The sequence below is a fragment of the Streptomyces sp. NPDC001410 genome (assembly GCF_042895235.1).
Classification (GTDB): domain Bacteria; phylum Actinomycetota; class Actinomycetes; order Streptomycetales; family Streptomycetaceae; genus Streptomyces.
On the sequence record NZ_JBIAWE010000002.1, the window covers coordinates 200,061 to 225,689 of the forward strand.

Here is a 25,629-nt window from a genome sequence, read left to right on the forward strand (position 1 = left end):
GAGGGGTCATCTGCCCGTGAGCGGGTGCCCCTTCAATCCGCGGTGCCCGCGAGGCTTGACCGGCTCGGCAGGCTTCCAGGACTCCAGCTTCTCGGCGGCGCGCTTCAGCCTGCCCCTGGCCTTCTTGCCCCTCAGCTCGGGTACGAGCACGTGCTGCAACACGTGCAGGGCGAGCCTGGGCGGCACGGCGTTACCGATCTGCTGGGATACGTCGTTGCCGCTCCACGGGTATTCGACGGGGAACGTCTGGAGCACTCCTGCCTCGGCGTGGGTGAAGCGGTCGAACTCTGCGAGGTCGTCGTCGGTGCCCTTGTGAACCAAGCGGTTCCGTGACACCTTCCCGGTGATCGTGGCAGAAGGGGCGTCGTGGTCGCGTCGGCCGCGCGCCTCGGGGTCCCCACCGGTCCCGTAGTTCGAGACCACGGTGAAGTCGGGACGTTCGTACACCTTCCCCGATGAGATCTTCCGCGCCTTGTTGAGAGCCAGCTCCATGGACACCCAGGACTCTTTCGGAGCTTCTTCGGAATCCTCCTCCGAAACTTCCCAAAGGAGGGTGTCCGAGTGACTTGCCTTCCGCGGCCGAGTGGAGGGGCCTCCGGGCTGGTAGCGCTCGTGGGATGCGGGCACGTCGGGGAGAAGGTCGGTGGGGAGCCCGTTCGGGGGGGCGGTCGGATCGAGACGGGCCATCAGGACCGCACGCCGTCGAGTCTGCGGAACGCCGAATTCCTCGGTGTGCATCAGCTGCCTCCCGGTCCGATACCCGAGGGAGGCGAGCACCTTGGCGTACTCCTTCCACACCGGCATCACCGCGGGCACCTGCTCAAGGATGACGGCCTCGTAAGGCTTCGAGCCGGGTCGCTTGCTCCGTTCGATCACCCACCAAAGCGGTTGCAGGACCAATCCCGTCCGCTCGTCGCCCAACTCCTCGAGTCTGTCCTTCAGTGCGTTGAGCCCGTCGTCCAGGTCGCTGAACGCCTTGAGCAGGCCCTTGAGTTCGTCGTCGTCATCGGGGATCTCGAGATCCTTCGGGGCCTTGAGCCCTTTCAGGAAGCTCTTGACCTGGTTCGGGGATCGTCCGAGCTCTTCCAGCCTGATCCTCATGGCCTTGCGGTTCGTGGCCCTGAGCTCCTCGACCTTGCGTTTCTCGGCCCTGACCTCTTTGGCCTCGAGCTCCTTCCGCCGGAGTTCCTCCGAGATCTTTCGCCAGGTTCGGAAGATCTCCATCCAGTCCGCGTTCTTGGGACGCGCGACCTCGTGCAGCTGCTCGATGTACTGAACCACCTGGTCCAGCGCCCTGCGTCCCGCCCCGTGCCCGGCGACGGTGAAGGTCTGGCAAGGCGGCCCACCGGTCAGCACCTCGGCAAGGGGGAAGAAGGCTGCGCGGTAGTGCCGGACATCGCCGTGGAAGGTGTCCATCCCCGCCGCGCTGCGGGTCGTGCATGCTCCGGCGTCCCACTCGATGCCGGTGACCTCATACCCCAGAACATGCGCTGCCACATCCAGCCCACCCGGGCCCGCAAAAAGGTCCAAAATGCGGAAATTCGCAGGTGGGGACTGACTCTCTTCGATGTGGCTCATGGGCTTGAAGTGTAGCCGGCGTTCGAGTGTGATGGCCCCCACAATGCCTCGGCGGCCGCCCGCCCCAGCGCCTCGCCCACGGCCGGCGGCGCGGCGTTGCCCACCTGGCGATAACGGGCGGTCTTGCCACCGGTGAAGCGCCAGTCCTCGGGGAAGCCTTGGAGGAGGGCCGTCTGGTCCACCGTGATCCGTACGAGTCCGTCGTCGCCGAGGGACGGATCCCACTTGAAGTCGGGACCGGGCGGCTCGTTCCCGAACGATTTCGTGTAGACCCCCATCCGCCGCCACTTCGCCTTAGTGCCGCTCGGTCCGAAGTCTGGACCTCCGTGGGTCTTGGACCCGCCCACCAGGGTCGGCGCCACACCCGTCGCCTGAGCGGCCCAGCGGTCGGCGTCCGGCCAGCCGCGGGTACGCATCGACGGCGCCAGCACTTCTCCGACCGACACGTGCTCCTGGACGGTGGGGCGAGGCGGTCGGAAACCACCCGCCCACTGCTGCTTGACGGCCACGAGGATGCCTTGTTTGCGGTCCTGAGGGACTCCGAAGTCAGCGGCGTTCAGGACGAACCAGATCAGCTCGTAGCCGAGGTGCTCTAACTCCTTGCGGAGGAAGTCCCGGATCGGCGCGAAGGAGTCCTCGTCGACCAAGGTGGGCACGTTCTCGATGACCAGCGCACGTGGTTGGACGGCGTGGACCAGATAGGCGGTCGCCTCGATGAGGCGGAGCTCGGTGTCCGACGATCGACGCGTCACCGTCGCGCTCGACTTCACCCGGGGCAGGCCGGCCGCCAACAGGTCGACGTCGTACACCTCCGGGTGGTCCACGGGGTCGAAGTCGAGGAGATCCGCGTTCAGCACGTTCCAGTGCGGCCGGTTGGCCTTGAGCGTGTCGCAGGCGTACGGCTCGATGTCCAGCAGGAGCCGAGGCGTGAAGCCCGCCTGTTCCAGGCCCAAGGCCAAGCCGCCCGCTCCCGAGCACACGTCGACGAACGTCAGCCCGGTCACCGAGCCCTCCCCTTGGATCGACTTCTTTCAACGGCTGCACGGCGTAGCCGGACCGCCTCCACGATGCGCAATGCCACCGCGGCGGGCGGCTCGTGCTCCCAGAACCGCAGGACCTCCCAACCGGCGGCCTCAAGGTGCTCAGTGGTCTCTGCGTCACGAGCCATGTTGCGATCCAGCTTCTGCCGCCACCACTGTGCGTTCGACTTCGGTTGCGTGGCGTGTTCCGGGCATCCGTGCCAGAAGCATCCGTCGATCAGGACAGCCACCTTGACCGAGGTGAAGGCCACGTCGATCCGGCGTCGGGCCATGCCCGGCACCGGGTACTCCAAGCGGTAGCGCAGCCCCGCCGCGTGGAGCAGGCGGCGTACGGCCAGCTCGGCGGCGGTGTCCTTGCTGACCTGCTTGCTCATGCGTGCCGAGACGGCAGGCGACGACGGCTTCATCGTGCTCAACGCGGCTGTGCCTCACGATCTGGCTCGGTCCTGACGACAGCCGAGTCCGCCCGCCCGAGTCGATCGTGCGGCGCCCGCGGGAGCTGCCCTGGTCGCCCGGACGAGGTGGCGTGACGAGATCGAATGTGGTCACGAGCCCGAGCGGATCGATCGAGCCGTCGGTCTACGGCTGCGGTGTCGATTCCATCACGGGGTCCGGTGCAGCCGCATCAGGTTCCGACGGTCGGGTCGGAAGCGGATCCCCCGCGGCCGCTCTGCATCGGGGTGCCAGCCTTCAGATGCTCCGACGCTCGCTTGTTCCGCGGCGGTTTTTGGTGACCGTCGGGGCTGCCCGCTGCCTTGGCAGTGTCGTGCTTCCGCGGGCCGCGTCAAGGGCGCTTCACTTCGCTGCGCTGCGTTCCGCGTCGGCTGCGCCGATCGGCCTGAGGCCGACCCTTGACCCGGCCCGCTCCAGCACGGGGGATAAGCGAGCGCGCGGCCGGGGAAAGCGGGGCCGGGGCGTTGGTGGCAGACGGGTCTACTGATCAGTCGACCGGCGGAGACGGGCACGTCAGCGCTCCGGGGCATGCCGGGGCGATCTCTCGGTGATCGTTTCCAGGTTGGTTCACCCATGCCGGCCGGGCGGAATGAGGCGACGACCGGTTGGCTTACAGGGAGTGAGCCATGGGGCGGGCTGTCGCCCCTACGCTCCGTGGCACCCCTCGTAAGCCCGACCCGCCCCACACCAACACTCCGCCTGCCTGCGCGGAGGCCACCCCACAGCCCGCCCCCGCGCCGCCAAAGTCGTCGCATACTGCGGCAGCAACGTCACATCCCCCGGCGACGACCCCTCCGACGCCGCGAACGCCTCGTACGACGGGACTGTGCCCGTGACGATGCCGAGGTTCGGAGTGCCGGAACTCGCCAGCTCCCTCAGTGAGGACTCTATGGTCGTGAGGTGCTCGGGGTGGGAGGGGTACTCGTCGGCCAGGTCCGGGTACGCCGAGAGTAGTTCGCCCAGTTCGTCGGCCGGCCAGTGGAGTACGGCCACCGGGAAGGGCCGGGACAGGGCCTGCCGGTACGCGCCCAGCTCCGCCCGCAGGCGGGAGATCTCCGCCTCCAGTTCCGCGGGGTTGTCCGAGCCCAGGGACCACACCCGCTTCGGGTCGTGGAGTTCGTCCAAGGAGACCTGGGACACCGGCGACGAGTGGAGCATGTCCGCCAAGGTGTCCCAGTCGTCGTGGGCCAGGCCCAGCATCCTGCGTACGCGGTGGCGGCCGAAGAGGAGTGGGTGGGTTGAGTAGGGGGGCTCCGAGCCGTCCGGCAGGAGCAGGCTCGCCGCCTCGGTGAAGGTCTCCGCCGCCGCCTGCAGCTCGTCGTGCGACTCCAGGGACTCGGCCACGATCACCCAGGGGGCCGGGTCGCGGGGCGCCGATGCCCGGATTCCGTCGATGATCGCCCTTGCCTCTGCCTCGTGGTCGTACTCCCAGAGGTTCGACGCCTTCAGGGCCCGCACCAGGTGCGGGTTCTCCAGCGAAGCGGGATCGGACAGCAGACGGTCGTAGAGCGTCGTCGCGGCGGGACGGTCGCCGGCCAGTTCCAGGTGGGCCGCGGCGCGCAGGAGCAGGGCCTCGGCGTCCTCGGGGTACAGGCCGGCGGTCCGCTCCAGGCGTGCCGCCTCGGCGGTGTGGTCGACATTCTCGGCAGGCGTGTCGGGGCGCATGGGTGACACCGTACTGCCGGGCGGTGACAAACGTGAGGCGCAAAGGGGAGGGAAAGAGGTGAGAAAGGGGAGGTGGGGAAGTGGCTCCCGGCGCGCGGGAGATGATGGGACGGGCGATATGGACCGCTATCTTCGAGGCGGACATCGACAAGCGGAGTCGGCATGGAGAAGACAGGCGCGCTGGTCGCCGAGGAGCAGGCGGCGGTCGGCACCGTAGCGGATGGTGCGGGAGAGAGTGATGCGAGGCAGGAGCGGGGCCGGTACTGGCCGCTCCTGCTCGTCGGTGCCGCTGTCGTGCCCGGCACGGCCGTGGTTCTCCTCGGGCGCTGGGGGGACGCCCCTGCCGTGCAGGCCTGGCGGACCGTGTGTCTGGCCGTCACGGTGCAGGCCCTGCCCTTCCTGCTGCTCGGCACGGCCCTGTCCGGCGCGATCAACGCGTTCGTACCGGAGCGGGTGTTCACCCGGGTGCTGCCCCGGCGGCCCGTGCTCGCCGTACCGGTCGCCGGTGTCGCCGGGGCCGTGCTGCCCGGGTGTGAGTGCGCTTCCGTGCCGGTTGCCAGCAGTTTGATCGGGCGGGGGGTCGCCCCGGCCGCCGCCTTCGCCTTCCTGCTGTCCGCTCCGGCCATCAACCCGGTCGTGCTCACCGCCACCGCCATCGCGTTCCCCGGGAACCCCGCCATGGTGCTGGCCCGCCTGCTCGCCTCGCTCGCCGCCGCCGTCGTCATGGGGTGGCTCTGGCTCCGGTTCGGGCGGGAGGAGTGGCTGCGGCCCTCCGTACGGCACACCGGGCACCAGGAGGGGCACAGCCGGTGGAACGAGTTCCGGCTCGGGTTCCAGCACGACTTCCTGCACGCCGGCGGGTTCCTCGTCCTCGGGGCCATGGCGGCCGCCACCTTCAATGTCGCCGTTCCCCGCTCCGTCCTCGACACCTTCGCCGGGGCTCCCTGGCTGTCCGTGCTCTTCCTGGCAGGTCTGGCTGTGCTGCTCGCCGTGTGTTCCGAGGCGGATGCCTTTCTGGCCGCCTCGCTGACCGGGTTCCCGCCGATCGCGCGGCTGGCGTTCATGGTGGTGGGGCCCATGGTCGACCTGAAGCTCATCGCCCTGCAGGCGGGCACCTTCGGGCGGGCCTTCGCCGTACGGTTCTCCGCCGCCACCGTCGTCGTGGCAATCGCGTGCAGCTCGGTGATCGGCGGGGTGCTGCTGTGAAGCGATTCCTTCAGCCCCTCCTGCTCGTGCTCTGCGGGCTCGGACTGCTGCACGTCTCCCTCTTCACCGACCTCTACCTGAGGTACGTCAAGGAGGGAATGCGGCCCCTGCTGATCGCCTCCGGGGCGGTGCTGCTCCTGCTGGGCCTGGCCGGCGCCCTGCTCGACAAGCAGAAGGAGGAGGAGGAGGGCGAGGACGAAGAGGGGCACGGTGGGCACGGGCACCATCACTCCGGCATGCCCCGCATCGCCTGGCTGCTTCTCCTCCCCGCGCTCAGTCTGCTCTTCTACGCGCCTCCCGCCCTCGGCGCCTACACCGCCTCTCGGCAGCCGCCCAAGGCCGTCCCCGAGGAGAGTGACTTCGATCCGCTGCCCGCCACCTCGCCCGTTCCCATGACCCTCTCCGACTTCACCAGCCGGGTACGGCAGGACCGGGACGACCAGGACATCAAGGGGCGCAGCATCCTGATGACCGGGTTCGTCACACCCGGAGGGCCGGACGGGAGCTGGGACCTGACGCGGGTCGTCCTCAACTGCTGTGCGGCGGACGCCCAGTCCGTGAAGGTGCGGATCTACGGCGGTCCCGCGCTGTCCGCCAACACCTGGGTGACGGTCACCGGGACCTGGCACCCGGGTGGGAGGCTGGGTACCAGGTCCGCGCCGGTCGCGCTCGACGCCCGTACGGTCAAGGAGGTGCCCCGCCCGTGGAACGCGTACCAGGACTCGCTCCCTCCCGAGCGCTGAGCCGCGGGGCTACACGGTGACCCCGTCCACCTGCAGCGTCTGCACCGACTTCGCCGCGAAGGGGACGGCCACGGTCTTGCCGGACAGGTTGGTGTCCGAGTGGGAGGTGTAGAGGTCCCCGCCGCCCGTGGTCACCGTGTTCCAGCGGGGGACCAGGCCGCCCGTCCCGCCCGTCACCGTCGTGAAGCGAGAGAGGTCGAAGGTGAGCGTCTGGGCCGAGGATGAGGTGTTCGCCGCCACTATCACCAGCCGCTTCGCCGACTTGTCCAGCGCCGCCACCGCGTAGCTCACGCCTGTGTCCAGGATCGTCATCCCGGGGCGGATGTGGCGGCTGAACTGGGCCATCACGTAGTACTTGGTCTGGATGGCCCCGGGCTGCAGCGTGCTCGCGTCGTACGCGATCATCGCCCAGCCCGCGCTCGGGTCCATCACCTGCCAGTAGACCCAGGCCGTGGGGTGCAGCCAGCGGAAGTCGTAGAGGAGGTTGCCGGCCAGGGTCATCCCCGTGCCGTCGCTGTCGCCCGTTTCCGAGTTCCACAGGGCCTTGCCTGCCGTCGTCACCACGTCGGTGTAGAGCAGGTCCCTGCGGCCGCCCGAGCCCTGGTAGCCGTGGACGTTGACCCGGTTCACGTAGCCCTTCGTCGTGGCGGAGAAGGAGTTCCAGGTGGTGCGGGCCAGGTCGTAGCTCGTCTCGTCCGATGCCGAGATCTTCGTGGCCGTCAGGCCTCGTTTGTCCAACTCGCTGCGTAGATACGGGAGTACGGCCGACTGGACCGTCGCGTCCATGTGGCAGCCCTCCTGGGTGCCGGTCGCCGTCCACCAGGACGACGACGGCTCGTTGAAGGCCTCCACCGTCGCGAAGTTCACGCCCCAGTTCTGCTTCGCGTAGAGGGCCACCGCAGCGAGGTGTGAGGCGTGCTGGCGGTAGTTCCAGGACTGGAGGTTGTTGCCGCCGCCGGAGGCGCCGGAGGGGTTGTGGTTGAGGCACATCCACCACATGGGTGAGTTGGCGAACAGCTCGGTCGTCGCGCCCCGCGCCGTCGCCTTCAGCAGCATCGCTCGCTGCGTCGCGTCCGCCGTCCACTTCCACGCCGAGGACGTGGGGTCCTCGTTGTTCCAGTCCTGCCAGTAGCCCTCGATCTGCTTGAAGGACGGGATGTTGGGGGAGGCCACCATCGACTCGCCGCCGACGCTGTTCGAGCTGCACGCGCCCAGGTTGTAGCGGGCGATGTTGAGGCCCAGGCCGGGGAGTGCCGTGCCGTTGTACGTCGTTGTTTTGGTCGTGAAGAAGAGGTCCGCGAAGTCGTCCCTGGCGCCGAAGACGTTCGCCCACCAGGCCAGGGAGGTGCCCCAGCCCTCCCAACTGCCGTAGGTCGTTGACGGGTTGACGGCGATCGTGGCGTCGGCGCGGGCCGTGCCCGTGGCCAGGGCGCTGCCCAGGAGGCCGCCGCCCGCGGCGGTCAGCAGCGTTCTGCGTCGGATCATGGCTTCTTCTCTGCCTCTCCGTGCGGCTCAAACACCGGTTCCCGCACCGGCGTCGACTCGTCCCCCCGCATGCCAACAGGAAGCATCGGGTGTGGCGTGTGAGGTTGTCGAGGGTTGTGACAGCCCTTTCTAAAACCGGTTGAGGAAGCCGACGTCAGTGGCCGGAGGCCTTACGGCTCTGGTGAGTTCACCCGACTCGCCCTATCGTGCGGGCGGCTCCTGGGAGGTGGGTGTGCGGATGCGTGTCGTGCAGCACCGTGATCGGCGCAGGCGGGCCAGGTGGCGGCGGGGGCTGTGGGGTGGCGGCGAGGTGCTCGTCACCGTCGGGGCCGTGCTCATGCTGCTTGTCGTGCACCAGTTGTGGTGGACCAACCGGGAGGCGCGGCAGGGGGCCGAGCGGAAGGTCGCCGCCCTGGAGAAGGAGTGGGGGAGTGGTGGTTCCGCTTCTTCGGGTAGTGCGCCCTCTGCGTCGGCGCCTGCGTCGGTGTCGCCTTCGGTGGCCGCCAAGGCTCCCGGGCGTGCGCGGCAGCGGTCGTACACCCCCGTCCCCGTCCTCGTCTCCGGCACGCCCCGCCGCTCCCAGGCGTATGCCATCCTCACCATCCCCCGGTTGCACCTTCGTGTCCCCGTCGCCGAAGGCGTGAGCAAGCCGGACGTCCTCAACAAGGGCTACGTCGGTCACTACCCGGGCACCCAACAGCCGGGCCAGGCAGGGAACTTCGCGCTCGCCGGGCATCGGAACACCCACGGCGAGCCCTTCCGGTATCTGCCGGCGCTCCGGCCCGAGGACATCCTCCAGGTGGAGACGAAGGCGGCCACGTACACATACGCCGTCGACAAGATCCTTCCGCAGACGTCCGCCCGGGACTCCGGGGTCGTACGGCCCGTGCCGCGGTCGCTCGTCCGGCCCTCCTACGGGTACGACGAGCCGGGCTACTACATCACCCTGACCACCTGCACCCCCGAGTTCACCTCGCGCTACCGGATGGTGGTCTGGGGGAAGCTGGTGTCGATGCGGCCCAGGCCCAGGGGACAGCCGGCCGGACCGAGGTGACTTACGCCCGCTCCCGCAGCACCGCCACGGCCACGGCGCCGAGCGCGGCCAGGCCCGCCGACACCACCATCGCCACGTCCGCGCCGCGCGCCAGGCCGCCGCCCGACGACGTGACGAGGGCGATGGTCAGGGCCACGCCCGCACAGGAGCCGATGTAGCGGAACGTCTGCTGGGCGCCGGAGCCCATGGCCGCCCGGGCGGCCGGCACCGACTCCACCGCCAGGAGAGGCAGGGCGGCGTTCAGGAGGCCGCTGCCCACGCCGCCGAGCACCATTCCGGGCAGGAGCCGCGTCCAGGAGCCCGCGCCGATCGCGCCCAGCATCGCCAGCGCGCCGACCGCGTGGAGCAGGAAGCCGGCGGCCAGCTGCCGGCGCGGTGCCACCCGCCCCGCCAGCCTCTTCGCCTGCAGTGCGACGGTGAAGGAGACCCCGGACCAGAGCAGGAACAGCCATGCCGTGTCCATCGCGGACATGCCCAGGGCCTGCTGCAACAGGGCCGGCAGGAAGCTGAACAGGCCGATCACGGTCAGCCCGGTGAACAGGCCGCCGGCGGAGGAGGCCAGGAAGCGGGGGTGGCGCAGCAGGCCCAGGTCGATCATCGGGGTCTTCGCCACACGGGTCTCCACCAGGGCGAACAGCCCGAGCAGCACTACGGCCGCCGCCAGCAGCAGGCCGACCGGCGCCCGCAGCCACCCGTCCCGGCCCAGCGTCAGCGCGGCCACCAGGGCCACCAGCGCCAGCCCGAAGGTGAGGGCACCGAGCACGTCGGGACGCCCGCCTCTTGGCGCCCGCGACTCGGACAGCCGGCCGAGTGCCAGGCCCGCCACGAGCAGCGCGGCCGCGCCGAGGACGACGTAGGCCAGCCGCCAGTTGGGTATCGCGCCCGAGACCAGCGGGCCGACCGCTATGCCACCGCTCACGAAGGCGCCCCACACACCGGTCGCGTGCAGCCGGCCGCGTGGGCTCGGGAACGCCGTCACGATCAGACCCAGGCTGCTGGCCAGGATCGCCGCGCTCGCCGCGCCCTGGGCGACCCGGGTCAGGGTGAAGGCCCAGGTGGAGGTGGTCAGCCCGCTGAGCGCGGTGGTGAGGCCCAGGGCCAGGGTGCCGGCGAGGAAGACGCGGCGGCGGCCGTAGTCGTCGGCCAGGCTGCCGGCCACCAGGAGCAGGGCGGCGAGGCCCAGCGGGGTGCCGTTCAGGAGCCAGGCCTGGGCGGAGAGGGGGGTGTGCAGCGCGGCCGCGGTGTCCGGGAGGGAGACCGCCGGTGCCGTGTACGTCATCAGGGCCACGCCGGTCGCGGCGCTGGTCAGGGCCAGGGTCGCCCGGGGATGGTGCGGGGGTGCCGAGGGGTGGGTGTCCGGTCGCGCGGCCGTGGGTCTCGCGGTGAGAGTTCTTTCATTGAACCTAGACATGGATGTACCGTAACACCGTAGGTTCGGTCATTGAACCAAGAAGTCGGAAAGTGGCTAAGGTGGACGCCATGGCACTGGGCAAGGACTACGCGACGCAGGAATGCTCGATCGCCCGCGCGCTGGAGGTCGTCGGCGAGCGGTGGACGCTCCTCGTCGTCCGCGACGCGATCTACGGCGTCCGGCGCTACAACGACTTCCTCGTCCACCTCGGCATCCCGCGCGCGGTCCTCTCGGCCCGGCTGAAGACGCTCACCGAGGAGGGGGTCCTCGACAAGCGCCGGTACCAGGAGTCGCCGCCGCGCGACGAGTACGTCATCACCGAGCGCGGTATCGCGCTGTGGCCGGCGCTGCGGGCCCTCGCGCTCTGGGGCCGCGAGAACTTCCAGACGAGCCGGCTGCGGTCCTTCCGGCATGCGGAGTGCGGCACCGAACTCGGGCCGTACGGCGAATGTCCCGCCTGCGGAACCGTCGTACCCGTCTCGGACGTTGTAATGATGCCGGGCCCGGGACTCGATCCCGACCCGGCGGATCCGGTCAGCAGGGCGCTGCTCAAGCCGAAGAGGCTCCTGGAGCCCCTGGAGATCGATCCTGTATAACCGGAAGCGAGCAGAAACAGCAGGTCAGCGAAGGGGGAGGAAATGGATCGCAGTCGTGTCGTCGGCACGCGTCCCGTCGCCCTGCTGCTCGTCCTGGTGAATCTGCTCCTGCTCCAGGCCGCGCTCCTCGACACCGGCAGCCTCTCCACCACCGTCGCGGTCGCCGCGACCGCCGCCGCCGGTTCCGCGCTCGCCGCAAGCTCGCTCGTCGCCGCCCGCTGCGCACCCGCCGTCCCGCCCACCCGGGTCCGTACGGCGATACGCGACCGGGCCCGGCGTACGGCCTTCCTGCCCCAGCGCGACCCCGACGCCTCGGGACGCCGCCGACCCCGGGCACCGGGACACGCCCTCGCGACGATCTGCGCGTAGGGCTCCGCCGGACTCGGTCATAGCCGGTCCCCGCCGGACTCGGTCACCTTGTCCGCCGGCTCGATCACAGCTGGTCTCCGCCGGTGAGGGCTCACCTGGCCCAGCCGAATCCGGTCACACCTGGCCCCAGCCGAATCCGGTCACGCCCGGCTCCAGCTGCACCCGGTCACACCTGGCCCCAGCTGAACCCGGTCACGCCCGGCCCCAGCCGAACCCGGTCACTCCCTGCCCCCGCGCGGGTCGTCATGCCGCCCTGCCATCTCCGGTCACCCCGGCACGACGACACACCCCTGCACGGAGGGTCCCGCCATGTCCGCGTTCATGTCCGTTTTCGCCCGCCTGGTCGAGCAGCTCGCCGACCTGCTCCAGCCGCTCTTCCACGCCTCTGCGGCCGCCGCCGCGATCGTCCTGTTCACCGCGCTCGTACGACTGCTCGTGCATCCCCTGTCCCGGGCCGCCGCCCGCGGCCAGCGTGCCCGGACCGAGCTGCAGCCGAGGATCGCCGAGCTGCGCAAGAAGCACGCCAAGGACCCCGAGCGGTTGCAGAAGGCGGTGCTGGAACTGCATGCCGAGGAGAAGGTCTCACCGCTCTCCGGCTGTCTGCCCAGCCTGCTCCAGCTGCCCGCCTTCTTCCTCCTCTACCAGCTGTTCTCCAACACCTCGATCGGTGGCGAGGCCAACGCGCTGCTGAGCCACTCGCTGTTCGCCGCGCCGCTCGGCGGACGCTGGGCCGACGCCCTCTCGGGCGGCGGGGTCTTCGGGGCGGCCGGGATCGTCTACCTCGCGCTGTTCGCCCTCGTCGCGGCCGTCGCGGCCTTCAACTACCGGCGCACCAAGTTGATGATGGCCAAGAACCCGGTCACGGTCACCGCCGGTGAGGGCGAGCAGGTGCCGGGGCTCGGCGCGGTCAACAAGCTCATGCCGTTCATGTCCTTCTTCACGCTCGTCACCGTGGCGGTGGTGCCGCTCGCGGCCGCGCTGTACGTCGTCACCAGTACGACGTGGAGCGCGGTGGAGCGGGCCGCGCTCTACCGCTGAACCGGCTCGACCCGGAGCACCGAGCCGGGCCACCCGGAGCGCGGAGCCGCCTCCTCCGGGGGCTCGTGGTTACGGTCCAGTCCGTGAACAGGGTCTTGCGGACTGGACACCCGGATTGGAGGATCGACCAGTCCTCCGATGGCTGCACCCATTGGCGGGCGCCCGCGATCGAGGGAGATTGTGACCATGAAGCTGCTGCGAGTCGGTACGGCAGGGGCTGAGCGCCCCGCCCTGCTCGACGCCGAGGGGACCCTGCGGGATCTGTCGGGGATCGTGGACGACATCGACGGGGCGCTGCTCGCGGACGCCGGCGCGCTCGGCCGGGTACAGGCCGCGGCCGAAGCCGGTGAGCTGCCCGCGCTGGACGAGGCGGGTCTCAGGATCGGGCCTCCGCTCGGCCGGGTCGGCAAGATCGTGTGCATCGGGCTCAACTACCACGACCACGCCCGCGAGACCGGGGCCGAGCCGCCCGCCGAGCCCGTGATCTTCTTCAAGGCCGCGGACACGGTCGTCGGACCGAACGACACCGTGCTCGTGCCGCGCCGGTCCGCCAAGACCGACTGGGAGGTGGAGCTGGCCGTGGTCATCGGACGTACGGCCCGCTACCTGGAGTCGGCCGAGGAGGGGCTCGCGCATGTCGCCGGGTACGCGGTGGCGCACGACGTGTCCGAGCGGGAGTTCCAGATCGAGCGGGGCGGGACCTGGGACAAGGGGAAGAACTGCGAGACGTTCAACCCGCTGGGGCCGTGGCTGGTGACCGCCGACGAGATCGCCGACCCGCAGGCCCTGCCGCTGCGGCTGTGGGTCAACGGGGAGCTGAAGCAGGACGGGACCACCGCCGACCAGATCTTCCCGGTGGGCGAAGTCGTCCGCTACGTCAGCCAGTTCATGACCCTGTACCCCGGCGACGTCATCAACACCGGTACGCCGGCGGGCGTCGCGCTCGGCCGGCCCGAGCCGAAGCCGTTCCTGCGGGCCGGGGACGTGGTGGAGCTGGAGATCGAGGGGCTCGGCCGTCAGCGGCAGGAGTTCAAGGACGCCTGAGGCGCCGGGGGCGTCGTGCTTGCCAAGTGACACTTCCGCGGGCAAGCATGGCGCCGTTGCCGGCAGTGCCGAAGGGTGGGGGATGGCTGACACGGGGGCGGACGAGGCTTCGACGACCGGTCGGAGAGCACTCAAGCCGTTCGAGTGGGTGGCCGCTTCGCTGGCGGTCCTCGCCGCGGGCGCGGCCATCGTCCTGTTCTTCACCGCCGAGGTGTGCGACCAGCAGTTGGCCTCGAAAGGGAACGTCGTCAGGGTGTGCCGGCACCCGCAGATGACGGATCCTCCGATGGTCGTCCTCGGCCTTGTGATCCTGGTGCTCCTGGGTGTCTTCTTCTCCGAGGTCTCCGGATTCGGCGTCACCCTGAAGCGCCAGGTGGAGGAAGCGCGGAGTACGGCGCAGGAGGCCATCCGTGAGACGCGGGACATCGACGCCAGGCATCAGGAGACGGCCGGGGATCTGGCCGACGGGGTGCGGGAGGCGCTCAACAGAGCGCAGCCGGGCGACCGGGCAGCCGTGGCGACGCCGCCCGACCCGGTCGATCAGCTGGCGGCGCGGTACAACGAGATCCGCTGGACCATGTCCAGCGGACGTGCGCGGACGCATGCGATGTCCGAAGTGGCGGACGAGATGGTCCGTCTGCTGCGAGGCGCCCAGGACTTCGACGTCGCGAGCCATCTCCGCAGCAGCGACCGCGGGTTGCGACTGGCCGCCGCCGCATACCTGTACGCCAATCCGGATCCGGCGTGGGTGGGCCTGCTTGCCGAGGCGGCGGTGTCCGAGGACAAGCCGTTCAACGAGTACTGGGCGCTCAAGGCCCTGCGCGAGGTGCTCCGGGGGCACTGCGAGGCACTCGACGAGGAGACGAGGGGCCTGCTCCGACGCCGCATGCGTCAGCTGCCCCCGGGTACCGACCGCGCCGAGCAGATCGGGAAGCTGCTGCGCGACTGCCCGGAGGGAAGCGGCGGTCAGGACGCGATCTGAGGCACCCTGACCGACCGGCGTACGGCTTCTCGGTCTCTCGGTCTCTCGGTCCAGGGACTGCTCAGTCCAGTACGGACGCCAGCCTGCGCCATGTCTCGCGCGGCAGCGCGTCGCGCGCACCCCCGTCCACCACCTGGATCGCCACATGGTCCGCGCCCGCCTCGTGGAACGCGTGGATCCGCTCCCGGATCCGGTTCTCGTCACCCCACGCGTAGAGCGCGTCGACCAGGCGGTCGCTGCCGCCGGCGGTCAGGTCGTCCTCGGTGAAGCCGATGCGCAGGAAGCTGTTGGTGTAGTTGGGGAGCGTGAGGTACATGGCGAGGTGGTCGCGGGCCAGGGCGCGGGCGCGGGCCGGGTCGGCCTCCCAGACGACCCCGAACTCGGGGGCCAGCAGCGGCTCTTCGCCCAGGATCTCGCGGGCCCGGGCGGTGTGTTCGGGGGTGACGAGGTAGGGGATCGCGCCCGCCGCCCGGTCCCGGGACAGCTCCAGGGTCTTAGGGCCGAGGGCCGCCAGGACCCGGTGCCCGGCCGGGACTCCGGCGGCGTCCAGCGCGTCCAGGTAGGCGACCAGCGCCGAGTACGGGCGGCGGTACTGGTCCGCGAGCTTGGCGTGGCTCACGCCGAGGCCGAGCAGGAAGCGGCCGGGGTGGGCCGACTCCACCTCGGCGAAGGCGGCCGCGCTCGCGTCGGCCTCGTACTGCCAGATGCTCTGGATGCTCGTGCCGACGACCAGCCGGGACGTCGCCTCCAGGAGCGGGGCGGCGTGCCGGGCGGCGCTGCTGCCGCCCAGCCAGGCGGCGCCGTACCCGAGCTGTTCCAGTTCCGCCGCGGCCTCCGCGATGTCGCCGCGCCGGGCCGGGTCCTCCGAGCGGAGACCCACGCTCCAGACGCCGTACCGGCCGATCGACTCCTTGAAGGCGCGTGCGCTGCTCGTCGACTCGCTCATCGGGTCCGTTCCCTCCGGGTGGGTGTGGTGCCGTGATCGTCGTGCACGTCGGTGCCAACCGGAGGGAGCCGCGCGGTAATCCTGCGACAGGGCCTAGGGGCTACTTGGCCAGGAACTGCTCCAGCGCCTCCACCACGAAGCGGTGGTCCTGCAGCTGGGGCAGGCCGGACACGGTCACCGTGCCGATGACGCCCACGTCCTCGACGTGGATCGGGAACGAGCCGCCGTGGGCCGCGTAGGTGTCCGGGTCCAGGCGGGAGGAGTCCTCGAACGTCGTGCCCTTGGCGCGGAAGCGGGCGCCGACCAGGTAGGAGGAGGCGCCGTAGCGCTCCACCACCCGGCGCTTGCGGTCGATCCAGGCGTCGTTGTCGGGCGTGGAACCGGGCAGGGCCGCGTGGAAGAGCTGCTGGCCGGCGCGGTGGATGTCGATGGCCACCGGCGCCTGGCGCTCCCGGGCCAGCTCGACCAGGAGGGAGCCGAGGGCCCAGGCGTCGTCATGGGTGAACCGGTGGAAGACCAGGCGGCGTTCCTGCGCCTCCAGCTCCTCCACGCTCGGGGTGATCTCGGGGGCGAACTTCGGGGTGATCTTCGGGTGGTGCATCAGAGGGTCACCGTCACCTTGTCGCGGGCGGAGCGCCGGGCAGCTTCCAGTACGTCGAGTGCGGCGGCCGCCTCCAGGGCGGTCACCGGGTTTGGGCCGGCACCGGTCAGGGCCGCCGCCACGGCCGCATAGTAGGCCGGGTAGTCGCCGGGGACGGTCGGTACGGGGCGGCCGCCGCCGGTCAGCGGGGACTCGCCGGAGCCGATGCGGCCCCACAGGGACTCGGGTTCGGCGCCCCAGGAGGGGCCCGGTCGCAGGCCTTCCCTGAGCGCCGCCTCCTGCGGGTCCAGGCCGTACTTCACGAAGCCCGCCTGCGAGCCGAGGACCCGGAAGCGCGGGCCGAGCTGGGCCGTGGTGGCGGAGACGTAGAGGTGGGAGCGGACGCCGTTCGCGTGGGTCAGCGCGATGAAGGTGTCGTCGTCCGTCTCTGCGCCGGGGCGGCGGATGTCCGTCTCGGCGTACACCTCGGTGACCGGACCGAAGAGGACCAGGGCCTGGTCGACGACATGGCTGCCGAGGTCGTAGAGCAGACCTCCGATCTCTGCCGGGTCGCCGGACTCGCGCCAGCCGCCCTTCGGCTGCGGGCGCCAGCGCTCGAAGCGGGACTCGAAGCGCCAGGCGTCGCCCAGTTCGCCCTTCTCCAGCAGCCCGCGCAGGGTCAGGAAGTCGCTGTCCCAGCGGCGGTTCTGGAAGACCGAGAGCAGCAGGCCGCGCTCCTCGGCGAGGGCGGCCAGCTCGCGCGCCTCGGCCGCCGTACCCGCCACCGGCTTGTCCACGACCACCGGCAGGCCCGCTTCGAGGGCGGTGGTGGCGAGCGGGACGTGCGTCTTGTTCGGGGAGGCGACGACGATCAGGTCCAGCTCGTCGGCGCGGTCGAACAGCTCGTCGGGGGTGCTGACGATGTGGACGCCCGGGAACTCGGCCTGGGCCTGCTGCTGCCGCTCGGGGTACGAGGTGACCACCGTGTCCAGGGCGAGGCCCTCGGTGGCGCCGATCAGCGGGGCGTGGAAGACGGAGCCTGCGAGGCCGTAGCCGACCAGGCCGACGCGGAGGGGGGTACCAGTCATGCGTCCTACTTTCGCAACGCTGTTGCCAAAGTGCAAGCGACGGGGAGAATGGGTGGCGTGAACAGGACGAAGAGTGGCGGCGGGCCGGTGGGAGCGAATCTCTTCGCCGTGCGCAGTCACAACACCGCGCTGGTGCTGGATCTGCTGCGCGCGGCGGGGGCGGAGGGCATCAGCCGTCTGGAGCTGGCCGAGCGGACCGGGCTGACCCCGCAGGCCGTCAGCAAGATCACCGCACGGCTGCGCGAGGAGGGGCTCGCGGCGGAGGCCGGGCGCCGGGCGTCCACCGGGGGCAAACCACGGACCGTGCTGCGGCTGGTGCCGGAGGCCGGGCACGCGGTGGGGGTGCATCTGGACCGGGACGAGCTGCGCGCCGTGCTGGTGGATCTCGACGGGGCGGTGGTCGGGGAGCGGCGCGGGGGCGTGGACCTGGGGGCCGGGGCGGAGGCCGTGCTGGGGGCGGTCGCCGACGCGGTGACCGGGCTGGTCGGGGAGGTTCTGGGCGGCGCCGACGGAGGACTTCCCGCCGTCGGGTCGCTGCTCGGTGTGGGGGTCGCACTGCCCGGGCCGCTCGATCACGCGCGCGGGGTACTGCACCGGGTCACCGGATTTCCTGAGGAGTGGGACGGGTTTCCGCTGCGGGAAGCGCTGGCCGGGCGGCTGGGGGTGCCGGTCGTGGTGGACAAGGACACCAACGCGGCGGCGCTCGGGCTCTCGGTGGGGGGCGAGGACGGATCCTTCGCCTATCTGCATCTCGGTACGGGCCTGGGCGCCGGCCTGGTGATCGGCGGCAGCGTGCACCGGGGGGCGCGGACCGGGGCCGGGGAGTTCGGGCACCAGGTGCTGCAGCTGGACGGGCCGCTGTGCGAGTGCGGGAACCGGGGCTGCGTGGAGGTGCTGTGCCTGGGGGCCGTGACGCGGGGCGAGGTGGCGGAGGCCGCCCGGGTGCTGGGGGTCGGGGCCGGGAATCTGGTGGGGTTGCTGGACATCGACCTGGTGCTGCTCGGGGGGCGGACGATCTCCGGAGCGCCGGAGCCGTTCGTCCGCGGGGTCGCCGAGATGCTCGACGCACGGGCCCGGCGGGAGGGTGTGCCCGGCGGAACGGTCCCCGTGCGGGTCGCTCCGCGAGGGGAGCGGATCGTCGCGGAGGGCGCCGCACAGCTGCTGCTGGCGCCGGTGTTCGGGCGGGCGGACGGCTGATTCGCGCGGGCGGTTGGCTGAGTCGAGCGGGCGGTTGGCTGATTCGGGCGGGTGGTCCGCTGATTCGAATGGGTGGTTGATTTGAGTGGGCGGTCGGCTGACTCGGGTCGGCGGTCGCTGACTCGGGCCGGCGGTCGGCTGAGTCGAGTACGCGGTCGCCTGACTTGGGCGGACGGACGGTCGGTTGATTCGGGCGGGCTCGGACGGCTGATGCGCACGGACGCCTGATGCGGCCGGGCGGCTGTGCGGTGCACCGTCCGGACCACTCGTCGGCCCCTTCAGGTGACAGCCGGACGACTCGCGGGCGGAGCACGCGTCGCACGGGTACGGCGTCTGCGCACCGGATCACCGGATGCCCCGGACTCGTGAGGAGAAGAGCGTGTACGCAGCCGTCAGACGGTACGAAGGGGTCACCGATCCGGCCGAGGCCGGCCGCCGGGTGAACGAGGGATTCGTGCCGCTCATCCGTGACATTCCGGGCCTGCTGGCCTACTACTGGGTCGACGCCGGCAACGGAGTCATGGTCTCGACCAGCGTCTTCGAGGACGAGGCGGGAGCCGACGAATCGATCAGGAAGGCGGCGGTCTTCGTGCGCGACCACCTCGCGTCGCTGCTCCCCAACCCTCCCCAGGTCATGTCCGGCCGGATCGTGGCTTCCCTCTAGCCCGTCGGCCGATCGAGCGGACCTGCCCCCGCCCCCGGAGTGGCACGCTCGCCCGGGCTCCCCGCCCGGCAAGGTTATGTGTTCATGCGACCGTGCACGTCCCTGCCCCTCTGCCTCGCCGCAGCCGCCGCTCTCGTGCCCGTGTCGTCGGCTGCCGCGCACGCGGACGCGTCCCCTTCCTGCGCGGCCCCCGGCGGCCGTGCCTTTCCGGTGACCACCCGGATCCACGGCGGGCCCGCCTCCTACGAGGCGGGCGGCGGCTTCGGCACCTGGTACATCGACCTCACCAACACCACCAGCCGCACGTGCGCCGACGTCCACCCCGTCGTCGTCCTCGTCGACGACAAACGCACCCTGAAGCCGTCCCAGCCCCAGCTGGACTTCTACGACGGCTCGCGCGCCCGGCCGGTCACCTTCGAGACCACCGACGAGCAGGAGTTGGTCGGCGTACTGGACGGCGCGGGGTTCGACGGGTTCACCGTGGCGCCCGGCGCGACCGTCACCGTCAGGGTCAGGCTCTCGCTCACCTCCGACGCCGTATCCGACGACATCACCGTCAACGCGGCCGTCGTCCAGCGCCGGGGCGAGGACGGCGACTGGATCGGGGAGTCCAACGACTACCGATTCGGCATCGGACACGAGCCGGAGGACCCCGCGGGGACGCAGGACCCGCAAGCATCGAAGGGGCCGGAGGCGACGGCGACCAGCCCGTCCGGCACTCCCGAGGCCACCCCGAGCAGCACCGACGACCCTGACGCATTCGACGACCCTGACGAATTCGACGCATTCGACGACCTCGACGACCCCGCCTTCCCCTTCGCCGCGGAGGCCGAGGAAGCCGGAGAGCGGGCCCGGGAGCTGGCCCGTACCGGGCTCGGGCTCGCGCACGGGCTGCTCGCGGCGGGCGCCGCTCTGCTCGCCGTCGGCACCGGCGCGTTCCTCCTGACCCGCCGACGCCGCTGAGGCGCGGGCCGCCGTACAACCGACCCGCCCCCGTCTGCGACGATCCCTGCGTGGACTACCCGAACGACCAGGCCCCCGGCGCCCCCGTCCGCTCCGGCATCCCCGAGCACGGGCGCATCCCGAAGTACTACGCGGTCAAGGCGCGCATCGCCGGACTGCTGGGGGAGCTGGGGGAGGGCGGCCTCATCCCGACCGAGCGCGATCTCGCCGAGCGGTACGACGTCGCCCGCGAGACCGTACGGCAGGCCGTGCGGGAGCTGGTGCTGGAGGGGCGCCTGCAGCGGCGGGGCCGGGGAACCGTCGTCGCCGGGCCCAAGCTGGCCCAGCCGCTGTCCCTCGCCAGCTACACCGAGGGCGTGCGCCGACAGGGCCGTACGCCCGGACGTACGCTCGTCACCCTCGACCGCTTCCCGTGCCCGGAGCCCCTCGCCGCCGAGACGGGGCTGACCCGGGGTGAACCCGTCTGGCACCTGGAGCGCGTGCTGCTCGCCGACGACGAGCGGGTCGGCCTGGAGAGCACCTACGTCGCCGTCGACCGGGTCCCCGACCTCGACTCCCGCTTCGACCCCGACTCCTCCTTCTACGCCTATCTGAAGGACCGGGGCATCGAGTTCGGCGACGCCGACGAGCGCATCGAGACCGTGCTGGCCACCCCCCGCGAGGCCCTGCTCATCGGCACCCCGCCCGCCCTTCCGATGCTGCTGATCCACCGCGTGTCGCGGGACACGGAGGGGCGCCCGCTGGAGCGCGTACGCACCCTGTACCGGGGTGACCGGTTCTCCTTCACCACGCACCTGAAGGGCTGAAAACCACCCTCCCGAAGGGTCGAAAACCGCCCAAAATCACCCATCACCCACCCCCTTTATTATCACGAGAAGATAACGGGTCTAGCCCAAACGTGATGGGTCGTTCACGCTCTCGTTGTCAGCCGGGCCCTTCCGGTTCCCTGGGCGTGAGGAGCGTTGCCGTCGTGAGAGTGACAGTCGTCGGAGCAGGCGTGGTGGGCACCATGCACGCCTGGCAAGCAGTGGAGCGCGGCCACCAGGTCGTCCAGATCGAGCGTGAGGCGGAGGCGCGCGGCGCCTCGCTGCGCAACTTCGGGCAGATCTGGGTCAGCGGGCGCGCCGGTGGAGAAGAGCTGGAGACCGCGCTGCGGGCGCGGGAGTTGTGGGAGGGGATCGGCGGGCGCGTGCCCGGGCTCGGCTTCCGGGCCAACGGGTCGCTCACCCCGGTGCGCGGCCCCCTCGAACTCGGCGTCGCCGAGGCCGCCTTGGCCCGCCCGGACGCCGCCGAACGCGGCTACAAGCTGCTGACCCCCGGCGAGGCGCGGGCCCTCAACCCCGCCCTGCGCGGCAAGTTCACCGCCGCCCTGCACTGCGAGCGCGACGCCGCCGTAGAGCCGCGCACCGCTCAGCTGGCGCTGCGCGCAGAGCTGCTGAAGTCCCCGAACTACACCTTCCTGCCGGGGCGCGAGGTGCGCGAGGTGGTCGGTGCCGGGGCCGTCCGGGACGACCACGGCGACGTGCACCACGCGGACGCCGTTGTGCTGTGCACCGGCGCCTGGCTCGGCGGGCTGGTACGGGAGCTGGCCGGGCCCGAGCTGCCCGTGCGCCGCGTCCGCCTCCAGATGATGCAGACCGACCCGCTCGGCGAGCCGCTCACCACCTCGGTCGCGGACGCCGACAGCTTCCGCTACTACCCGGCCTACGCCTCCCCGGCGCTCGACGCGCTCAACGCCGGCCTGCCGCAGTCGGCGACCGCCGCCGAGCACAAGATGCAGCTGCTCATGGTGCAGCGCGCCGACGGCGGCCTGACCATCGGCGACACCCACGAGTACGAGCACCCCTTCGCCTTCGACACGCTGGAGGACCCCTACGACCACCTCACCGAGGTCGTCGAGTCCCTCCTCGGCCGGCCGCTGCCGAAGATCCGGCGCCGCTGGGCCGGCGTGTACGCGCAGTGCACCGAGACGAGCCGGGTCGTGCACCGGCAGCAGGTGAGCGACGGCGTGTGGCTGGTCACCGGGCCCGGCGGGCGCGGCATGACCTGCTCGCCGGCGATCGCCGAGACCACCGCGAACGAACTGGGCTGGTGAGGGAGTTGACCACCGACATGACCACCGACATGACCGCAGACACGACCACCGGCGCCCGCGACATCCGCCTCGTCGTCCTCGACATGGCCGGCACCACCGTCGCCGACGGCGGCCTGGTCGAGCGCGCCTTCGCGGCGGCCGCCGCCGAACTGGGCGTCGAGCCCGGCTCCGCCGACCACGCCGAGAAGCTGGACTACGTCCGCGCCACCATGGGCGAGTCCAAGATCTCCGTCTTCCGGCACCTGTTCGGGGACGAGAGCCTCGCCCAGCGCGCCAACACCGCCTTCGAGAAGGCGTACGGCGACCTCGTCGACGCGGGCCTGATCGCCCCGGTCCCCGGCGCCCGCGAGGTGATCGAGGAACTCGCCGGCAGCGGCCGTACCGTCGTCCTGACGACCGGTTTCGCCCGCGTCACCCAGGACGCCGTCCTGGCCGCCCTCGGCTGGCAGGACCTCGTCCCGCTCACCCTCTGCCCGGCCGACGCGGGCGGGCGCGGACGGCCCTTCCCGGACATGGTCCTGGAGGCCTTCGTGCGGACCAAGGCCGCGGAGGACGTCCGGCAGGTCGCCGTGGCCGGCGACACCTCCTACGACGTGCTGAGCGGCGTACGGGCCGGGGCGGGCCTGATCGCGGGCGTGCGCACCGGGGCCCACGGGGACGCCGAGTTCCGGGCCGCCGGCGCCACCCACGTCCTCGACTCCGTCGCCGCCCTGCCCGCGCTGCTCACGGGAGCCCGGTGAGATGGGCATCCGCTTCGACTCCGTCACGGTCGCCTACGACGGCAACGTCGTCCTCGACTCACTCGACCTGACCGTCGAGCCCGGCGAGGTCATGGCGCTGCTCGGGCCGTCCGGCTCCGGCAAGACCACCGCGCTGCGGGCGGTCGCCGGGTTCGTACGGCCCGCCTCCGGGCGGGTGTTCCTCGGGGCGGAAGGGCGAGGTCCTCGTCTCCTACGACGGCGCGGTCCCCGTCTCCGTGCGCACCTACACCGCCGACGTCCCCTCCCGCACCGAGACCGTCCCGCTCCAGGTCCCACCCGGGGCCCGCTCGGTCCGGGTCCGCTTCCGCTACACCGGAGGAAACAACTGGTACTGGGTGATCGACGGCGTACGGATCGGCCAGTGATCAGTCGGTGATGAGTCGGTCCTGACCAGGGTCAGGATCAGGCCTTCCTCATTAGGCTGGGGGGCGTCGGTACGCCGTGGTTCCGGCGCCCCCGCTTCTTGACCGTACGCACGCAGGAGACGCAAGCACATGGCAGACCGCAAGCCCATCGAGTCGTGGCTCACCGACATGGACGGCGTCCTGATCCACGAGGGCGTCCCGATCCCCGGCGCCGAAGCCTTCCTGAAGAAGCTGCGCGACTCCGGGCGGCCCTTCCTGGTGCTCACCAACAACTCCATCTACACCGCCCGGGACCTGCACGCCCGGCTGCGCCGGATGGGCCTGGACGTGCCGGTGGAGAACATCTGGACCTCCGCCCTGGCCACCGCCCAGTTCCTGGACGACCAGCGGCCCGGCGGCAGCGCCTACGTCATCGGCGAGGCGGGCCTGACCACCGCACTGCACGACATCGGCTACATCCTCACCGACCACGACCCCGACTTCGTGATCCTCGGCGAGACCCGCACCTACTCCTTCGAGGCCCTGACCAAGGCCGTACGCCTGATCAACGGCGGCGCCCGGTTCATCGCCACCAACCCCGACAACGTCGGCCCCTCCACCGAGGGCGACCTGCCCGCCACGGGCTCGGTCGCCGCGCTGATCACCGCCGCGACCGGCAAGCAGCCGTACTTCGTCGGCAAGCCCAACCCGCTGATGATGCGGGCCGGGCTCAACGCGATCGGCGCCCACTCCGAGAACTCCGCGATGATCGGCGACCGCATGGACACCGACGTCCTCGCGGGCCTGGAGGCCGGGATGCGCACCTTCCTGGTGCTGACCGGCGTCACCCAGCCCGGTGACGTCGACCGCCACCCCTTCCGCCCCTCCCAGGTCGTCGACTCCATCGCGGACCTCGTCGACCTCATCTGAGCGGGCGTTCAAACCTGGCCCGTACCTCGTACCACCCGTATGGAGCAGCCGCGCGCCTCCCTGGGATGCGGAGGCGCGCCGTACGGGGGAGCCTCCCACTATCTGGAGGTTCACGATGGGCTCAGCACGTCTCACTCTCTGTACAGCATTCCTGGCCGTCACCGCCCTGACCCCGGCGGCGTACGCGGCCGACGGCGGCCCCGGCGTCACGGTGACCCCGGCCTCCCCGGCCCCGGGCGGTGACGTGTCCCTGCGGGTGCGGGGCTGCACCGGAGCCCAGGGCACCGCCGTCTCCGACGCCTTCGTCTCCGACGCACGGCTCACCGGCAGCCAGGGCGCACTGGCCGGGCAGACCCGCATCCGCACCTCGCTCGTACCGGGCGCCTACCAGGTGCGGATCAGCTGTTCCGGGACGGTCGTCACCGGCAGCATCACCGTCGTCCAGGCGTCCTCGGGCCAGGGCAAGGAGCCGTCCGACACCGCCGCCTCGCCCATCGCCCCCGTCCAGGCGGGTGGCGGCGGCAGCGCACACTTCGCCACGGTGGCCACCAGCGGGTCCGCCCCCGACGCCGGCCAGGCGGTGACCGGCCTGGCCCTCGCCGGGGTCGCCGCGGCCGCCGTCGGGCTGCTCAGGGCCCGCCGGAGCCGCGGCACGGACTGAGGGCGTACCCCGGCCATGTCCGACGAACCCGGGCCCAGCACCGGCGCCGCGCGCCTGATCACCCTCCTGGCCTGGACGCTCCTGCTGCTCGGGCTGTGGCTGTGGGGCCGGGGCGTGACCGACGTACCCGAGAGCCCGTCCGGCCCGGGTGACGTGGCCGGGCTCGGCGCCGACGCGGTCCGGCTGCCGCCCGCGGCGAAGCCGCTCGGCGCCGCGACCCCGCAGCGCATCGACATCCCCCAACTGGGCGTGCAGGCCCCGGTGACGGCCCGCGGCCTGGACAGCCGGGGCGCCGTCGACCCGCCGCCGTTCGACCGGCCGGGAGTGGTCGGCTGGTACGGCGCCGGGACCGCGCCCGGCGCGGCGGGCGCCGCGCTGATGGTGGGTCACGTCGACACCGAGACCCGGCCCGCCGTCTTCTACAAGCTCAGCACCCTGAAGCCGGGCGAGACGGTCCGGGTGGTCCGCTCGGACGGCAAGGTCGCCCACTTCACCATCGACGGCATCCGCGTCCTGGCCCGCGACGACTTCGACGCCCGGCAGGCCTACGGCCCCCACCAGCCGGGCCGCGCCGAACTCCGTCTGATCACCTGCGGTGGCACCTTCGACCGGACCAGCCACAGCTACACGGCCAACGTGGTGGTCTCCGCGTACCTCACGGGCACCGGTCCGTGACACCGCTGACACCCCCCGCGCGACCTCGTGACCGGCACGGCCGGTATGCCACGATTGGTAC

Annotated in this window: 27 protein-coding genes and 1 pseudogene; 19 read left to right on the forward strand and 9 right to left on the reverse strand. The window is 71.4% G+C overall.

The features are described from left to right. Positions 1-6: 6 nt before the first annotated feature. The 4 genes from ACFY3C_RS04410 to ACFY3C_RS04425 all read right to left on the reverse strand — a co-directional run bounded on the left by ACFY3C_RS04410 (position 7) and on the right by ACFY3C_RS04425 (position 4,736). Positions 7-1,578 carry a DNA cytosine methyltransferase gene (locus tag ACFY3C_RS04410; RefSeq protein WP_390769652.1) on the reverse strand — a complete coding sequence of 524 codons (1,572 nt, stop codon included), beginning with the start codon at positions 1,576-1,578 and terminating at the stop codon, positions 7-9. Continuing rightward, a complete protein-coding gene (locus ACFY3C_RS04415) occupies positions 1,575-2,582 on the reverse strand; it encodes a DNA cytosine methyltransferase (RefSeq protein WP_386580293.1) in 1,008 nt (335 codons plus the stop codon). The genes ACFY3C_RS04410 and ACFY3C_RS04415 overlap by 4 nt, the downstream gene beginning before the upstream one ends. Beyond that, the gene (locus ACFY3C_RS04420; RefSeq protein WP_386580291.1) at positions 2,579-2,992 is read right to left on the reverse strand and encodes a very short patch repair endonuclease; all 414 of its coding nucleotides are present in this window, start codon (positions 2,990-2,992) and stop codon (positions 2,579-2,581) included. The genes ACFY3C_RS04415 and ACFY3C_RS04420 overlap by 4 nt, the downstream gene beginning before the upstream one ends. Before the next feature lie 724 nt (positions 2,993-3,716). Then, a complete protein-coding gene (locus tag ACFY3C_RS04425; protein WP_390769653.1) occupies positions 3,717-4,736 on the reverse strand; it encodes a hypothetical protein in 1,020 nt (339 codons plus the stop codon). 162 nt (positions 4,737-4,898) lie between these two features. On the opposite strand from ACFY3C_RS04425, the gene ACFY3C_RS04430 reads away from it, so the two are divergent. Then, complete coding sequence (locus tag ACFY3C_RS04430) at positions 4,899-5,942, forward strand: permease (RefSeq protein WP_390769654.1); 1,044 nt, start codon at positions 4,899-4,901, stop codon at positions 5,940-5,942. Next, the gene (locus ACFY3C_RS04435; RefSeq protein WP_390769655.1) at positions 5,939-6,685 is read left to right on the forward strand and encodes a TIGR03943 family putative permease subunit; all 747 of its coding nucleotides are present in this window, start codon (positions 5,939-5,941) and stop codon (positions 6,683-6,685) included. Before ACFY3C_RS04430 ends, ACFY3C_RS04435 begins: the two co-directional genes overlap by 4 nt. A gap of 9 nt (positions 6,686-6,694) precedes the next feature. On the opposite strand, the gene ACFY3C_RS04440 is transcribed toward ACFY3C_RS04435, so the two are convergent. Continuing rightward, positions 6,695-8,170: a beta-1,6-galactanase gene (locus ACFY3C_RS04440; RefSeq protein WP_386580284.1), complete on the reverse strand. Its 1,476-nt coding sequence runs from the start codon at positions 8,168-8,170 to the stop codon at positions 6,695-6,697. Positions 8,171-8,402: 232 nt separating this feature from the next. On the opposite strand from ACFY3C_RS04440, the gene ACFY3C_RS04445 reads away from it, so the two are divergent. Then, positions 8,403-9,224: a class E sortase gene (locus ACFY3C_RS04445; protein WP_390769928.1), complete on the forward strand. Its 822-nt coding sequence runs from the start codon at positions 8,403-8,405 to the stop codon at positions 9,222-9,224. 1 nt (position 9,225) lies between these two features. Here ACFY3C_RS04445 and ACFY3C_RS04450 read toward each other — a convergent pair whose 3' ends face one another. Continuing rightward, a complete protein-coding gene (locus ACFY3C_RS04450; protein ID WP_390769656.1) occupies positions 9,226-10,635 on the reverse strand; it encodes an MFS transporter in 1,410 nt (469 codons plus the stop codon). A gap of 68 nt (positions 10,636-10,703) precedes the next feature. On the opposite strand from ACFY3C_RS04450, the gene ACFY3C_RS04455 reads away from it, so the two are divergent. The 5 genes from ACFY3C_RS04455 (at position 10,704) to ACFY3C_RS04475 (ending at position 14,664) form a co-directional block, all read left to right on the forward strand. After that, on the forward strand, positions 10,704-11,231 hold the full coding sequence (locus ACFY3C_RS04455) for a winged helix-turn-helix transcriptional regulator (protein WP_390769657.1): 528 nt from the start codon (positions 10,704-10,706) through the stop codon (positions 11,229-11,231). Positions 11,232-11,273: 42 nt separating this feature from the next. Next, the gene (locus ACFY3C_RS04460; RefSeq protein ID WP_390769658.1) at positions 11,274-11,600 is read left to right on the forward strand and encodes a DUF6412 domain-containing protein; all 327 of its coding nucleotides are present in this window, start codon (positions 11,274-11,276) and stop codon (positions 11,598-11,600) included. Between the two features lie 321 nt (positions 11,601-11,921). Beyond that, the gene (locus ACFY3C_RS04465) at positions 11,922-12,638 is read left to right on the forward strand and encodes a YidC/Oxa1 family membrane protein insertase (RefSeq protein ID WP_390769929.1); all 717 of its coding nucleotides are present in this window, start codon (positions 11,922-11,924) and stop codon (positions 12,636-12,638) included. Positions 12,639-12,824: 186 nt separating this feature from the next. Then, complete coding sequence (locus ACFY3C_RS04470; protein ID WP_390769659.1) at positions 12,825-13,682, forward strand: fumarylacetoacetate hydrolase family protein; 858 nt, start codon at positions 12,825-12,827, stop codon at positions 13,680-13,682. A gap of 82 nt (positions 13,683-13,764) precedes the next feature. Further along, positions 13,765-14,664 (forward strand): hypothetical protein, encoded by a 900-nt coding sequence (locus ACFY3C_RS04475; RefSeq protein ID WP_390769660.1) that lies wholly within the window; start codon positions 13,765-13,767, stop codon positions 14,662-14,664. A 61-nt stretch (positions 14,665-14,725) separates the two neighbouring features. Here ACFY3C_RS04475 and ACFY3C_RS04480 read toward each other — a convergent pair whose 3' ends face one another. From ACFY3C_RS04480 to ACFY3C_RS04490, 3 genes are all read right to left on the reverse strand, one after another. Beyond that, positions 14,726-15,610 (reverse strand): LLM class F420-dependent oxidoreductase, encoded by an 885-nt coding sequence (locus ACFY3C_RS04480; protein WP_390769661.1) that lies wholly within the window; start codon positions 15,608-15,610, stop codon positions 14,726-14,728. Between the two features lie 100 nt (positions 15,611-15,710). After that, a complete protein-coding gene (locus tag ACFY3C_RS04485; protein WP_390769662.1) occupies positions 15,711-16,211 on the reverse strand; it encodes a heme-degrading domain-containing protein in 501 nt (166 codons plus the stop codon). Continuing rightward, a complete protein-coding gene (locus tag ACFY3C_RS04490) occupies positions 16,211-17,278 on the reverse strand; it encodes a Gfo/Idh/MocA family oxidoreductase (protein WP_390769663.1) in 1,068 nt (355 codons plus the stop codon). The genes ACFY3C_RS04485 and ACFY3C_RS04490 overlap by 1 nt, the downstream gene beginning before the upstream one ends. Positions 17,279-17,326: 48 nt before the next feature. Here ACFY3C_RS04490 and ACFY3C_RS04495 point away from each other — a divergent pair, with 48 nt between their 5' ends. The 11 genes and pseudogenes from ACFY3C_RS04495 (at position 17,327) to ACFY3C_RS04545 (ending at position 25,568) form a co-directional block, all read left to right on the forward strand. Then, positions 17,327-18,475 (forward strand): ROK family protein, encoded by a 1,149-nt coding sequence (locus tag ACFY3C_RS04495; protein ID WP_390769664.1) that lies wholly within the window; start codon positions 17,327-17,329, stop codon positions 18,473-18,475. Between the two features lie 379 nt (positions 18,476-18,854). After that, a complete protein-coding gene (locus ACFY3C_RS04500) occupies positions 18,855-19,139 on the forward strand; it encodes a hypothetical protein (protein ID WP_386580268.1) in 285 nt (94 codons plus the stop codon). Positions 19,140-19,217: 78 nt separating this feature from the next. After that, positions 19,218-20,102 carry a hypothetical protein gene (locus ACFY3C_RS04505; protein WP_390769665.1) on the forward strand — a complete coding sequence of 295 codons (885 nt, stop codon included), beginning with the start codon at positions 19,218-19,220 and terminating at the stop codon, positions 20,100-20,102. 50 nt (positions 20,103-20,152) lie between these two features. Then, positions 20,153-20,908: a GntR family transcriptional regulator gene (locus ACFY3C_RS04510; protein ID WP_390769666.1), complete on the forward strand. Its 756-nt coding sequence runs from the start codon at positions 20,153-20,155 to the stop codon at positions 20,906-20,908. 164 nt (positions 20,909-21,072) lie between these two features. Then, positions 21,073-22,197: a TIGR03364 family FAD-dependent oxidoreductase gene (locus ACFY3C_RS04515; RefSeq protein ID WP_390769667.1), complete on the forward strand. Its 1,125-nt coding sequence runs from the start codon at positions 21,073-21,075 to the stop codon at positions 22,195-22,197. 17 nt (positions 22,198-22,214) lie between these two features. Then, entirely contained in the window at positions 22,215-22,937 is a 723-nt protein-coding gene (locus tag ACFY3C_RS04520) for an HAD family hydrolase (protein ID WP_390769668.1), read from the forward strand. Position 22,938: 1 nt separating this feature from the next. After that, positions 22,939-23,124 (forward strand): annotated as a pseudogene (locus ACFY3C_RS04525) (ATP-binding cassette domain-containing protein); the annotation flags it as partial. 49 nt (positions 23,125-23,173) lie between these two features. Beyond that, complete coding sequence (locus ACFY3C_RS04530; protein WP_390769945.1) at positions 23,174-23,323, forward strand: hypothetical protein; 150 nt, start codon at positions 23,174-23,176, stop codon at positions 23,321-23,323. Between the two features lie 129 nt (positions 23,324-23,452). Next, complete coding sequence (locus ACFY3C_RS04535) at positions 23,453-24,232, forward strand: HAD-IIA family hydrolase (RefSeq protein WP_389175310.1); 780 nt, start codon at positions 23,453-23,455, stop codon at positions 24,230-24,232. Between the two features lie 115 nt (positions 24,233-24,347). Further along, a complete protein-coding gene (locus ACFY3C_RS04540) occupies positions 24,348-24,893 on the forward strand; it encodes a hypothetical protein (protein ID WP_390769669.1) in 546 nt (181 codons plus the stop codon). A gap of 15 nt (positions 24,894-24,908) precedes the next feature. Beyond that, positions 24,909-25,568 (forward strand): class F sortase, encoded by a 660-nt coding sequence (locus ACFY3C_RS04545; RefSeq protein WP_386580244.1) that lies wholly within the window; start codon positions 24,909-24,911, stop codon positions 25,566-25,568. Positions 25,569-25,629: the final 61 nt, after the last annotated feature.

Coding starts and splice junctions, on each gene's coding strand:
- ACFY3C_RS04410 (WP_390769652.1), bottom strand. CDS start 1,578: ATGAGCCACATCGAAGAGAGTCAGTCCCCACCTGCGAATTTCCGCATT.
- ACFY3C_RS04420 (WP_386580291.1), bottom strand. CDS start 2,992: ATGAGCAAGCAGGTCAGCAAGGACACCGCCGCCGAGCTGGCCGTACGC.
- ACFY3C_RS04425 (WP_390769653.1), bottom strand. CDS start 4,736: ATGCGCCCCGACACGCCTGCCGAGAATGTCGACCACACCGCCGAGGCG.
- ACFY3C_RS04430 (WP_390769654.1), top strand. CDS start 4,899: ATGGAGAAGACAGGCGCGCTGGTCGCCGAGGAGCAGGCGGCGGTCGGC.
- ACFY3C_RS04440 (WP_386580284.1), bottom strand. CDS start 8,170: ATGATCCGACGCAGAACGCTGCTGACCGCCGCGGGCGGCGGCCTCCTG.
- ACFY3C_RS04450 (WP_390769656.1), bottom strand. CDS start 10,635: ATGTCTAGGTTCAATGAAAGAACTCTCACCGCGAGACCCACGGCCGCG.
- ACFY3C_RS04455 (WP_390769657.1), top strand. CDS start 10,704: ATGGCACTGGGCAAGGACTACGCGACGCAGGAATGCTCGATCGCCCGC.
- ACFY3C_RS04460 (WP_390769658.1), top strand. CDS start 11,274: ATGGATCGCAGTCGTGTCGTCGGCACGCGTCCCGTCGCCCTGCTGCTC.
- ACFY3C_RS04465 (WP_390769929.1), top strand. CDS start 11,922: ATGTCCGTTTTCGCCCGCCTGGTCGAGCAGCTCGCCGACCTGCTCCAG.
- ACFY3C_RS04470 (WP_390769659.1), top strand. CDS start 12,825: ATGAAGCTGCTGCGAGTCGGTACGGCAGGGGCTGAGCGCCCCGCCCTG.
- ACFY3C_RS04475 (WP_390769660.1), top strand. CDS start 13,765: ATGGCTGACACGGGGGCGGACGAGGCTTCGACGACCGGTCGGAGAGCA.
- ACFY3C_RS04480 (WP_390769661.1), bottom strand. CDS start 15,610: ATGAGCGAGTCGACGAGCAGCGCACGCGCCTTCAAGGAGTCGATCGGC.
- ACFY3C_RS04485 (WP_390769662.1), bottom strand. CDS start 16,211: ATGCACCACCCGAAGATCACCCCGAAGTTCGCCCCCGAGATCACCCCG.
- ACFY3C_RS04490 (WP_390769663.1), bottom strand. CDS start 17,278: ATGACTGGTACCCCCCTCCGCGTCGGCCTGGTCGGCTACGGCCTCGCA.
- ACFY3C_RS04495 (WP_390769664.1), top strand. CDS start 17,327: ATGGGTGGCGTGAACAGGACGAAGAGTGGCGGCGGGCCGGTGGGAGCG.
- ACFY3C_RS04520 (WP_390769668.1), top strand. CDS start 22,215: ATGACCACCGACATGACCGCAGACACGACCACCGGCGCCCGCGACATC.
- ACFY3C_RS04535 (WP_389175310.1), top strand. CDS start 23,453: ATGGCAGACCGCAAGCCCATCGAGTCGTGGCTCACCGACATGGACGGC.
- ACFY3C_RS04540 (WP_390769669.1), top strand. CDS start 24,348: ATGGGCTCAGCACGTCTCACTCTCTGTACAGCATTCCTGGCCGTCACC.
- ACFY3C_RS04545 (WP_386580244.1), top strand. CDS start 24,909: ATGTCCGACGAACCCGGGCCCAGCACCGGCGCCGCGCGCCTGATCACC.